Consider the following 12592-nt stretch of genomic DNA (forward strand, 5'->3'; position numbering starts at 1 on the left):
CCCCTTCCTTCAGCTGCCGCCCTTAGGGCATTCCGACCATTTTCTTGACCATGTCAGCCAGGCCTTCACGGTCGAACTCGCGATACAGGCGGTCACGCAGACGGGGTGCGGGGCTGGAATTGACATTTTCAAACAGGGCGACACGACCGGCAAGGGAACTGGACGTCAGATCCCAGATGAAGTTCATGAGCATTTCCTTTACTTCACCGCTCACGCCATGGCCGGGCAGCAGTTCGGCCAGACGGTGGCCGATATCGGGATTGTCAAACGCCGCCTTACCAAAGCGCATGACAAGCCCCTGGCCGCACAGTTCCTGCAGCACATGGATGATGCGGGGGTAGTTCTGGATGGAATACAGCCGCCCCGCCGTAAGCAGGCACACATCGGGGCCCATCACTTCGCCTATGGTCGGCTTGCCGCGCGCTTCTGCGGCGTAAATGAAGGCCCGCAGCGTCTGGGCATATTCAATCAGTTCGCCCAGCATGCCCTGCACGGCGGGAATATGGCCCGTGCCCAGCACATCGAGCACCAGATGACCACACCCGACAAAAATCTCGGCCTTGACCGCCAGGCGGGTCAGGACATGCCAGTGTGCCCAGTTACAGACAGGCCCGTAATAATTGACCAGGGTGGGATCGCCCAGGTTGAAGATACGATCCTTGGGCACGAACACGTTGTCGAACATGATCAGCTGATCGGCTTCCTCGCCATGGCAGGTGATCGGGTGATCGAACGGATTGGCGCCGGGGTTGGACAGCATCTCACGCGAGACCATCCGGATCCCGTCCGATGCGACAGGCACCGAACCCCAGATGCAGGCTTCCGGCGGGGTGCCACCGTAGGCGAGGTTGGTAAAGAAAATCTCGTTGGACTGCGCGGCGATGGAGCCAACGGATTTCGCACCACTGACACGCACGCCATCACGCTCGACACTGACCACCTTCAACAGGGAAACCGCGGCAGCATAACCCGAAGACCGGTCATTCTGCGGGCCAGTTAGGCTTTCGGCTGCCGTCAGGTTGGTATTGCGCCCCAACTCGACAAAGCGTTCGATATTTTCAGCAAAGTCGGGCTGGCAGACGTCAAAGCTGGACTTCTTGTCGCGGAACATCGGCAGATAGGCCAGCAGGCCAACAGCAATGGTCGGCGCCAGATCGGGCGGACGGCCAAAGGTGCCAACAGTCTTGCGGCTGGTATATTCGATCATCCGCCGACGGTCGGCCAGGTCCTCTTTCGTGCGGGGCACCTGCCACGCGCGGCTGGCCTGCCGGTTGGCGGATACATCGAAATAGGTGGTATCTTCCTGTGTTTCCGGGCGGAACTGGTCATCGAACATGCTGGCCATCAGGTCGATGCCGGCGTTCAGGGCCGGCTCATCCGTTACCTTGTCCAGCAGGCGGCCATTGACCCATACCTTGCGCCCGTCATCCAGGGATTTCTTGAAGGCTTCACCCGTGCGCAGTGCCGGCGGGTTGGGAGATTTCATGTCATTCATGAGAAACTGGCTCCGTTTGTTTGGTTTTTATCAGTAATTTTTTACTATGGAATTTCTTTTAATAAATATACTTGAAAATAAATATATAATACCACCAGATAATGCCGAAACTATAAAACTAATGTCAATATTATTTGTGAACTTTGAGAAGTAACCAACAAAAATACTGTTATTCGAAAAAGGTATGCCAAACAGTATTCCAAGTGCCCATGCAAATACCGCAGGTAAATTGTAACCATTGACATACCAGTACGATCGGCCGCTGACCGGTCCGGGTGAACGGATGGCAGGCACGTCAAACCAGCCGCGCGCATGGAAATACCCAATAATGTTTATGGTAATCCACGGTGTTACAAGCATTGTCACGATGGAACACAAGGCCATGATACTGTCTGACATCTTCATGATGACCAGACCGACATATCCCAGGGCTATGCCAAGCGTGCCGAACAGATACGCGACATTGACCCGGCGCCATTTATGAAGAATGGCATTGAGATTCAGGACACCATTATAGACCACCATTGCCCCGTTACATGTATTGGCCGCAACCGCAATAATGGTGACAGGCAGAATAAGGATGGAAGGAAGACTGCCCACCATCTGCTGTGTCACGTCAAAGGGATCGGTCACACGCAACCCGATCACCATCCCTGATGACAGGGCAAGCATACAACCCGCTATCATGCCAAACGCCGTCCACATGAACAGTTTGAACGATGGCGTACTGGCAGGCATGTACCGGGTATAATCCCCTGCAAACGGTGCATAGGATATGGCATTGGCCAGGAAATAGGATGCCGAGAGAACCCACAATGCTGCCGGGTTGGCTGTCTTGTGCACACCAGCGGGATCAAAATGACCTGTAGGATGCATGATCACACAGACCAGAATCAGGGCGATGATCGCGATACCTGAAAAGGAGACGAGCTTTTCATAAAATACGATTGTCGCATGGCCAAGAAGGGCCACGACAACAACAAGTATTCCACATGTCAGGATTGAAAAGACCATCCAGCCCGGGGTTTCAGGCACATGCATCATAATATTGAGTATTTTCAGGAACTGGGGCGCGCCAACCCATAACCCCATGGCGAAATAACCCAGATCGATCATCTGTATGATGACTGACCCGACATAGCGCCCGCGCGCCCCAAAAAAGGCCATGCTGGTCATGACGGAGTTGGCGCCTGTTTTCTGCCCCATCATGGCCATGCCACCAACGGCACAGGCCCCCAGCACGGTCCCGACCAGAATGGCCGAGAATGCGCCCAGAACTGACAGCCCCATGGCAATCGGCATGGCGCCGACCAGCAGGGAAGCATAATTCATCTGGCTGCCAAAAAAGATCAGTGCCAGTTCGCTTGGGCGACCGTGGCGTTCATTTTCAGGAATGGGGGCCGCACCATGCGTTTCGATGTGGCCGATACCATCTGTTGCCGCCCAGTTTGCCGCCGTCATGGTCAATCTCCCACAAGGCCAAAATCACTTGGCGATGTCTTATCAGGATGATGCGATCACACTAAAGGTGTTATGATAACTTTGTCAAAGTTTCTTTATCGAAACATAATTATTTTTATTTGGTGCTGCTTCATGTCCGCCTGAAAACGGACATGAGCCTGACCATGTCTTTATTTTTAATAAGCCGTATCAGGACTGAACCAGATTATTGAGTCGGTTCATGATCCCATCAGGTAGTGTAATGCGCGCGGCATCCATGTTCTCCCGCAGGTGCCCAAGCGATGCCGTGCCGGGAATGGGCAGGATGCAGCGTGAAAACTGGAGTAGCCAGGCCAGGCTGAGTTGGTGGACCGAGATGCCCATCTCTGCCGCACACGACTCAAGCTCCCGGGAGGAATGGGGATGGATCCCGCCCCCCAGGGGGAAGAACGGCACAAACCCCATGTCATGCCGCGCACACAGGGCAACCAGCGCATCATCCTCACGGTGCAGGATGCCATAATGGTTCTGCACACAGGCAATTGGCGTAAGCGCCATTGCCTGTTCCACCATATCCAGCGTTACGTGGCTCAGGCCCAGATGCCTGATAAGCCCCTTCTCACGCAGGCGCATGAGCGCGGTAAGCGGGGCTTCGATGGGCACGCCGCCTGGGCGGTGCGGATCGGCATCATTCACGATCCGCAGGTTGACCAGGTCAAGGCAATCCAGCTTCAACCGACGCAGGTTATCATGGACAGCCTGTTCCAGTTCCGCAGCGGAAAGGGCGGAAGGCCAGGACTTGTCCGCCCCACGCCGTGCACCCACCTTGGTTACGATCACCAGGTCATCCGGGTAGGGATAGAGGGCTTCGCGAATGATTTCGTTTACGACATGCGGACCGTAGAAATCACTGGTATCAATATGATTGACACCCAGATCCACAGCCTCCCGCAGCACCTTTACCGCATTGCCCCGATCCGCAGGTTCCCCCCATACGCCGGGTCCGCACAGGCGCATTGCACCATAACCCATCCTACGCACGGGAAGGTCGCCCCCCAGTAGGAAAGTCGTCTCTTTATTGTTCATGGCGGCTTCTTCGCTTCCGTATCGAGAATGTTCCTGTCAGGTCATGATGCAATCGGGTTTTTTACTGCCTGATTACGGAAAGTGCGGCGGCACAGGCGGCACCTGCATCGACATCCACTCCAAGTTCGCCCAGCGCCCCGCATAATGCGGCCAGACCTGCCACAGCATAGATGGGCTGTGCCGTTGGCCCCATGTGACCGATACGGATGACCCGGCCCTTCGTCTCTCCCCGACCGATGGAGAAAATGACCCCGTACCGCCTGCGCGCCACTTCCAGCACATCGGTATCCGTTACCGTTTGCGGCAGGCGCACGACCGTAGTGGTGGGAGAGGCAATGGAATCATGCGCCGCCCAGATTTCCAGACCGGCCGCCTTGATCCCCGCGCGGCATGCCCGTGCGGTCAGGTCGTGACGCGCCCATACCGCCTGCGGCCCTTCTTCCAGATAACGGTCAAGACCTGCGTCCAGCGCGTTGATTTCAGAGACGGACGGCGTGTATGGAAAAGGCTGACCGGCCTTCCATGCGTGCTCCCAGTCCAGAATGCTGAGTACGGAATCACGCGGGGCGGTGGGGTTGGCATGCATCTTTTTCCATGCCCGTTCACTCACCCCCAGAATGGTCAGGCCCGGGGGACAGCCCATGCATTTATTGGGTCCGGTCACGAACATATCGACACAGCAGGGCTCTGGCATGATGTCCATGCCCGCAAAGGAAGAAACCGCATCCACTACAAACAGGGCGCCATGTTCGCGCACGGCCTGCCCGATCGCGGCGACCGGGTTTATGGTGCCCGAAGGGGTATCGTGATGACAGATCGACACGACCGATATGTCAGGACGGCTAGCAAGCATCTGCCTTACTTTTTCGACATCAATGACTTCATTGAACGGCGTGCGCAGTTCAAGCAGTTCGCCACAATGGGGGCGGACCCATTCACCGAACCCGTCACCATATGCGCCCGAAACCAAATTGAGAACGATATCCGCCTTGTTGAAGAAAGAGGCCGCAACAGCCTGCAGGCCCAGCACCGGTTCGCCCTGCAGGATGACGGGAACCGTCTTTGTCTCCAGCGCTTTCTGCAGCTTGAGGCACACGTTCTCGTAAAAATGCTGGAATGCCGGATCGTAATCATAAAGTACCGTACGCGACAGGGCGCGCAGCACTTCGGGGTACGCATCCACCGGGCCGGTGGTCAGTGTCATGATGCTCTGGCGTGCCAGCGGCAGATCGCATGAAGAAGGTGTCACTGTCTTTCATCTCCTGTTCAGGATGGCGTGCATCACGGCCATATATTATCAATAAAAAACCCGATTTTTTGTTACTATATAGCAACAATATGGATTTACTTTTTCCCTTCGACGGTCCTGCTCAGCACCCTGCCACGGGGACGCCATCCACTCGTATGGGCCCCGTCTTCCTGCCTGAGCTGCAGGAAGCCTGCCATACCAAGCAGCACCAGAGAGGCACTGCCGTACAGGGCGGTCCTGAAATCACTCATGTCCGGGTGCGCGCCACGGGCCATCAGGTTGAGCATGGCCGCACTCAGGGCAACGCCCAGACCGGTTGACAGCTGCTGGGCCATGCCAATGAGCCCCGTGCTGCGGCTCAGCCGGTCAGCCGGGATATCAACAAAGGAAATGGTATTAAGATTGGTAAACTGCAGGGCGCGCGATATACCAAATATGATAACAGCCAGCACAAACTTCCATTGTGCCCCGATACCATCCATCAAGGTAAAAGGCAGGATCGTCATGGCACCGACCAGGCTGTTAAAGGCCAGTACCGTCCTGAACCCCAGAAGCCGCAGCAGCCAGCTTGAGAGAGGACGGACAATAACGGCCCCAAAACTTGCGGCAAAGACCAGCAGGCCTGTCCGGAATGGTGTAAAGCCGAATTGCAGCTGAAGAAGAAGTGCAAGCAGAAACGGAATACTACTGAACCCCATACGGCTCAGGCTACCGGCCAGCACACCGATGCGGAATGTGCGGATGGACATCAACCCCATGTCCAGCGCAGGGAAACGGGCCCCGATCGACCGCCGGCTGTACAAAAAAGTGACTGCCAGACCACCTGCAAGTAGCATCCCCCCCCAGGCCATGCTACTGCGCCGCCCCAGCAGTTCGGTACCAATCTGCAGCAGAAGCATGCCCGCGGCACAGATGATGAAGCCGATCCAGTCAAACGGTGCAGGCATCCTGCGCATCTCGGGACGGACACGCCACAACGTAAGCAGGATGCCGCCAACCCCGATAGGCACGTTGACCAGGAAGATCCAGCGCCAATTTGTGTACTGCACCAGAAAACCACCCAGCACAGGCCCCATCAACGGTCCGATCACGACCGGTACGGACATGTAGGTCATTGTCTTGACCAGTTCACTACGCTCAAAGGAGCTGAGCAGGATAAGGCGGCCCACAGGTGTCATCAGCGCGCCCCCGAACCCCTGCACCATACGCATCAGGCTGAGGCTGAGGGGGCCGTTACTACAGGCGCACAGGATCGATCCGACCGTAAAAACAAGCAGCGCCGCCATATAGACCTCGCGCTTGCCCCAGCGCTCTGCCGCCCATCCGCTCATTGGCATGAAAACGGCAAGACTAAGCAGATAGGACGTAACGGCAATATTCAGGCTAACAGCTGTGGTGTGAAAATTATCCGCCATTTTTGGCAGCGCTGTAATGACAATTGTCGTATCCAGCTGCTCCATCATAAAGCTGATCGCCACGATAAACGGTATCAGCACCCGGTCTACTGCATTATACTTGGGCACCCGAGACGTTACATCTGCCTGTATGCTCTTGATCATATACCTGCCTTTGCAGCTATGCCGTATAGAGCGCACCGACCTTCTGGGCGCCAGCATCAGGATCATGTCATGAAAGAAATGATCTTAAAAGGTGTCATTATACCTTTTTGACGAATTTAATTTTTAAATCCTGACCATAAAGACAGATATTTACATAAATATCATATTAACTTTATGATTTATAATATAAATATCAATGAATGAAATAAATAAAATATGGTCGTCCGCAAAGTGATTGCACATGTCATATTATGTTGTCATGATGCCCGCGCACCATGAATGAGCGCCATATTATGTGCCAGTCGCGTTTAGCTGTTGAACTCGCCATCTCCTCCAACCTGTCAGGCGGGCAGGATAAGGCCATTCTTGATATCCTGGTCCAGGATGCGCGTGACAAGATTGGCAGTATAGATAATCGTGATTTCTCGATCGTTGTACGCGCCACACAGGACGGCACTGTATTGGGGGGGTTGATTGCCCAGTCACGCTGGGGTGGCTTCCACATTATCCTGCTTGCCCTTGACCCGAAACTTCAGGGACATGGAACAGGCAAACAACTGATTACCATTGCGGAAGAAGAAGCCCGACGCCGTAACTGCCACCATATATGGCTTGATACCTATGAATTTCAGGCCAAGGCTTTCTACCAGAAAATGGGATTTGAAATATTCGGGCAGATAGATGGCCCTGCACCCGTCTATCCGCGCTATTTCATGCAGAAAAAACTGAGGAACACTGTTTCTCCCCTCTAGTTGCTACAAACTCACTGTTGACCCATGATTCTGCCCGTGTGATACATATGTGTGTCACATGGTTGAAAACCCTAGATATGGTGGTTTTTCTGCTTGAAAAATCAGCATGTTGTATATTGATTGCCAGAAAGTCCCGTACGGAACGCCAGCGACTTTACCGCAGTTTCCTGCAGGTCTTGGCTGATTACAGGCACTTTCCTGATTTCCAGTATGCCCGGCCTTGCGCCAGACGGGTTTCCGTCGCTCACGGATGGCTCAGTGATATCAGGGCTTCCCATGAATGAATCACGCGGAAGACACGGTCCATCCCATCACGGGCAGACCGCCGCAAGGCATCTGACGGTCTGGTTGAAAGAACGGCTGCGCGGAAAACCCAGACCCGGAAGGCACAGGCAGGCATGTCGCCACGTCCGCGTGGCGATGTCGCCTATCCCGCACTGTCCGCCCATACCGGTGCAAACTCTTCGGCCTGATGCAGGATATTTTGCACGGCCTCACCCTGCATGTCGGGCGGATAGCCATATTTCCGCAGCAGGCGTCTGACCGCCGTGCGCATCCGTGCGCGTGCCGACGCCATGACGGTCCAGTCCACCGTGGCATTCGCCCGAATGGTCCTGACCAGAGCCGTGGCAATCGCGCGCAGGCCAGGGTCTCCCATCGCCATCCGTGCGCTTTCATTGCGCGCAAGGGCATCATAGAAAGCCATTTCTTCCGGCGTCAGGCCGAGTTCCTCGCCACGCACCCGTGCGGCCGCCATTTCATGGGCCAGACGGATCAGTTCGTCCAGGATCTGGGCTGAGGTCAGGGCATTGGCATGATAACGGCTGACCGCCTGCTCAAGGCGGATCGAAAACGTTTCCGCTTCCGTCAGGTTTGAACGGCGGCGGCTGCGAATCTGATCTTCCAGCAGCTTGCGCAGGGCCTCGATCGCCAGGTTACGGTGCGGCATCTCCCGCACTTCCTGCAGGAAGGCATCCGAAAGGATGGAAATGTCCGGACGCCCGATGCCGGCGGCTTCCATGATATCGATAATGTCCGTGGACACTACAGCCCGACTGACCAGTTGCCTGATCGCCAGTTCGCGCTCCTGCGGGCTTCTGCCGTCCGCGTCATCACCGCTCCTCTTTACCAGGACCGCACGGACCGCCTCGAAAAAACCGACTTCATCACGCAGCACGGCAGCCTGATCACTGGCGGATGCAAGTGCAAAGGCGACCGAAAGCGCCCTGACCGCATCGGGAAAGCGCCTCTGCGCGGCCTTGCGCCCTTCGTCAGTCGTCGCCTGCGCGGTCTCGTACTGCTGCTGGCCCAGGATACGGTCCAGTGCTCCGGCCATGATCGCCAGTTTAACCCCGGGTGCGGTACCCGGGACAAGGGCGGGACGGTAATCGAAACCACCGGCCTGTTCCGGACTGAACATGGCCCGGACAATCTCGTAGCGTTCCTGCAGGGCACGAACGGCCTCGGCTTCATCAATCCCGACCTGTTGCCGGTCCCCGGCAGAGTATTCACCCAAAGCCGCTTTCAGGTTCCGGGCCAGGCCAATGTAATCCACGACCAGACCACCGGGTTTGCCCCTGAACACACGGTTCACGCGGGCAATGGCCTGCATCAGCCCATGCCCCCGCATGGGCTTGTCCACATACATCGTGTGCAGGGCAGGCGCATCAAAGCCCGTCAGCCACATGTCGCGCACGATCACCAGTTTCAGCGGGTCGGCATTGTCCTTCATGCGCCTGGCCAGCAAGTCGCGGCGGGCCCTGGCGCGCCTGCCGATATGCGGCTGGAACCCCGCGGGATCGGCGGCACAGCCGGTCATCACAACCTTTATGGCGCCGGCGTTGTCATCATCGCTGTGCCAGTCCGGACGGATACGGATGATCTCGTCATAAAGTGCCACGCAGATGGCGCGGCTCATGCCGACGATCATGCCCTTGCCATCAAGGGCCTCAAGCCGGTTTTCGAAATGCCGGACCAGATCACCGGCAACCCGCCGCAGGCGTTGTTCCGCACCGACCAGCGCTTCGAGACGCGAATATTTCCGGCTAAGCTTTTGCTCTTCACTCTCCGGCAGCCCCTCGACAATCTCCGCCAGTTCGTCGTCAAGCCCCTCCCTGACATCATCATCCAGTTCGACGCGTACCAGACGGCTTTCGTAATAGATGGGCACCGTCGCGCCATCTTCCACTGCCTGCGCGATGTCGTAAATGTCGATGTAATCACCAAAGATCGCACGGGTATTCACGTCCGCCGTCTCGATCGGCGTGCCGGTAAAGCCGATGAAGGACGCATTGGGCAGGGCATCGCGCAGGTATTTTGCAAAGCCGTAGGAGATCCTGCCCGTCTGACTATTGAACTTCGCCTCCAGCCCGTACTGGCTGCGATGCGCCTCATCGGCCATGACCACGACGTTACGGCGGTCCGTCAGCAGCGGCACGCCTGTCCCCTCGCCTTCGGGCTGGAACTTCTGAAGCGTGGTGAAGATCACACCGCCGGAGGCCCGCCGGAGCAGCGTTCGCAGTTCATCCCGGCTGCCCGCCTGTTCCGGTGTCTGGCGCAGGAGCGCCTGCGCCCCTGAAAAGGTTGCAAACAATTGGTCATCCAGGTCATTGCGGTCAGTCAGCACAACGATCGTCGGGTTTTCCATTGCCGGGTGGCGGGCAATGACCCCGGCATAGAACGTCATCAGCAGGCTTTTGCCCGATCCCTGCGTATGCCAGATGACACCCGCTTTCCGGTTGCCGCCCCGCGCCGTCGCCCGGACTGTCTGTGCCACGGCCTTACGGCAGGCATGGAACTGATGATAGGCGGCCAGAATCTTGATGGGGCTGCCGTCTTTTTCCGTAAACAGCACGAAATCCCGTATCAGTGCCAGCAGCCAGCGCGGGGTGAACACGCCGCGTAGCACTGTTTCCATTTCCTGATGGTTCTTGGCCACCAGTTCCTCGCCATCCACCGTGCGCCAGGGCATGAAACGCTCACGGTCTGCCGTAAGCGAGCCAACCCGTGCCTCGGTGCCGTCGGAGATCACCAGCACTTCGTTAAAGCGGAACAGGGAAGGCATGAACGAACGGTAGCTCTGGAACTGGTTCCAGGCAGCGTCCAGCGTGGCCTGTTCGGAACTCGGGCTTTTCAGTTCGATCATGCCTACAGGCAATCCGTTGACGAACAGCACGATATCGGGCCGTCGGCTGGCCTCGTCCTTTTCCACCACGAACTGGCGCACGGCGAGGAAGTCATTGCGTTCTGGATGATCAAAATCGATCAACCGCGCCCGGTCCCCGGACTGCGTGCCGTCCTCACGCACCACGTCCACCGGCACGCCATCGACCAGATAACCATGCAGGCGGCGGTTTTCATCCACGACATCAGGCATGCCGTCGCGCTTCAGCGCCCGCAGCGCCTCATCCCGTGCGACCTGTGACAGATGCGGATTCAGGCGATCAATGGCGGCCTGAAGTCTTTTATTCAGAATGACATCCGATAACGAGTCACGCTCGGCATGGGCGCCACCGGGGGAGATATCGGACCCGGTTGTGATTGCGTATCCGCATTCGCGCAGGATGTCGCACGCCCAGTCCTCGATCTCGTTTTCGGACAGGAAACTCATAGCGCGTCTTCAACCATCTTCCCGGCGTCACGGATACGGATTTCACCCGACATCAGTCTGGGAAGAAGGAGATCGCGAAGTTCAGAAAGGTTACGGGACTCCTTATGATTTTCTTTTATTTTTCTTATATGACTGCCAATGATCAAATCAGCCTGCTTCATTACACAGGATGAAGGTATGGTAACCAGGCTTTCCGTCAGATGGTGCCGCTGGATATGGCCCATTGTTGTTGCCTTGCTTTCGGCAATGGCCTGGAAATCCGGCATGTAGTGCTGGATCCATTCAAAAATAAACCAGTCTGGAAACCGCCCTGATGTGACCTTGAACAGATGTTGATTCAAGGCGCCCCTTTCGCCATTCCAAAATTTACAGAGCAGGCTGCCTGACCAGGAAAACAGGATGTCTCCTTCCTCTACAACATATTCACAAGGAATCCCGACGGAAACCCGATCCGCCGAATGGGTACTTTCAGAGCGCAGTTGCGCGATTTTGATGGCGGGAAGGAACGCGCCTTCCCCGGCCGGGTATTTCTGGAGAGCGAGGCCATTCAGGAACGAGGCCACATTATCCACTGGTTCGACCGTCCACCCCTCCGGCTTTTCCTCATCATCCAGCCGGTCAGGAAAAAGCTTCCAGATTTCGGGAGCGAGATAGGCGGCCTGCCCGGCCATCTTCGCCCGTGTCGGACCAAACCCGACAAACCAGTCTTGAAATAATGCCCGTGCCATGGCTTCAAGGGTTTCGTTTGTCCGACAGTTGAGATCGATTTTATTGTCCAGAATATCGAGTATCGAGGCAATACGCCCCTGATCTTCGAGGGATGGGCAGTCAAACTGAAAAGAAAGAATGCGGGAAGGTGACGTATGCTTTACTGTCGATCCTGTATAACTTGCCAGAATTTCATCTCTGTAGGCAGATGTCCGCATCAACCAGTAAATAAATCTAAGGTTGATGTTCCCCTTCGGAACAATTTTCCCAATGCGCTGGTTATGAAGGAACGTATTGGCGGACGCCGGCACCGAGGCTGAATAGCCGAGGGTATCCGCGTCTTTACTCAGATCTGTCATTGTAACAATAATATCGCCTTCTGACAGACAATATTCATCCGGCACGGGACCGTTATAATATTTGGCCTTGCCTGATCTAAACCCTCCGCCAATGGCGAAATTTCCCGGTGTTGCAAGTATGAACCCGGTAGGCGAGTCAGAAAAAAATTCACCCCTGAACGCAAATCCGTGCCTGATGTCAATAACGTCAGCAAGCTTCATATTGATTTTTGCCTTGTATATAATATAAGTTTCATTGAAAGTAATTACCTGTAATCATGATTTATGGTTCAATACCCGGTAAAAATCCGGATGGGTGGCGTGTCGCGCCCGGCCCCAGAGGGTCCGTTATCCC

At 55.9% G+C, this 12592-nt stretch carries 8 protein-coding genes; 1 reads left to right on the forward strand and 7 read right to left on the reverse strand.

Going from position 1 to position 12592, the window contains the following annotated elements; genetic code table 11:
• Positions 1 to 22 precede the first annotated feature (22 nt).
• From CFR78_RS07555 to CFR78_RS07575, 5 genes are all read right to left on the reverse strand, one after another.
• Positions 23 to 1495: a 4-hydroxyphenylacetate 3-hydroxylase N-terminal domain-containing protein gene (locus tag CFR78_RS07555; protein WP_007397789.1), complete on the reverse strand. Its 1473-nt coding sequence runs from the start codon at positions 1493 to 1495 to the stop codon at positions 23 to 25.
• A gap of 30 nt (positions 1496 to 1525) precedes the next feature.
• Positions 1526 to 2956 carry a purine-cytosine permease family protein gene (locus CFR78_RS07560; RefSeq protein ID WP_110581064.1) on the reverse strand — a complete coding sequence of 477 codons (1431 nt, stop codon included), beginning with the start codon at positions 2954 to 2956 and terminating at the stop codon, positions 1526 to 1528.
• Positions 2957 to 3145: 189 nt separating this feature from the next.
• On the reverse strand, positions 3146 to 4021 hold the full coding sequence (locus CFR78_RS07565; protein WP_110581065.1) for an oxidoreductase: 876 nt from the start codon (positions 4019 to 4021) through the stop codon (positions 3146 to 3148).
• Positions 4022 to 4082: 61 nt separating this feature from the next.
• Positions 4083 to 5270: a pyridoxamine--pyruvate transaminase gene (gene ppaT, locus CFR78_RS07570; RefSeq protein WP_258366019.1), complete on the reverse strand. Its 1188-nt coding sequence runs from the start codon at positions 5268 to 5270 to the stop codon at positions 4083 to 4085.
• Positions 5271 to 5365: 95 nt separating this feature from the next.
• Positions 5366 to 6829, reverse strand: coding sequence for an MFS transporter (locus CFR78_RS07575; RefSeq protein WP_181417505.1), 1464 nt, complete (start codon positions 6827 to 6829; stop codon positions 5366 to 5368).
• Between the two features lie 275 nt (positions 6830 to 7104).
• On the opposite strand from CFR78_RS07575, the gene CFR78_RS07580 reads away from it, so the two are divergent.
• Positions 7105 to 7581 carry a GNAT family N-acetyltransferase gene (locus CFR78_RS07580; protein WP_034930985.1) on the forward strand — a complete coding sequence of 159 codons (477 nt, stop codon included), beginning with the start codon at positions 7105 to 7107 and terminating at the stop codon, positions 7579 to 7581.
• A gap of 427 nt (positions 7582 to 8008) precedes the next feature.
• Here the strand turns inward: CFR78_RS07580 and CFR78_RS07585 are convergent, their stop codons facing one another.
• Positions 8009 to 11191 (reverse strand): type I restriction endonuclease subunit R, encoded by a 3183-nt coding sequence (locus CFR78_RS07585; RefSeq protein WP_034930988.1) that lies wholly within the window; start codon positions 11189 to 11191, stop codon positions 8009 to 8011.
• Positions 11188 to 12459, reverse strand: coding sequence for a restriction endonuclease subunit S (locus tag CFR78_RS07590; RefSeq protein WP_110581067.1), 1272 nt, complete (start codon positions 12457 to 12459; stop codon positions 11188 to 11190). The genes CFR78_RS07585 and CFR78_RS07590 overlap by 4 nt, the downstream gene beginning before the upstream one ends.
• Positions 12460 to 12592 lie beyond the last annotated feature (133 nt).

This window comes from Komagataeibacter rhaeticus (assembly GCF_003207855.1).
Classification (GTDB): Bacteria; Pseudomonadota; Alphaproteobacteria; order Acetobacterales; family Acetobacteraceae; genus Komagataeibacter; species Komagataeibacter rhaeticus.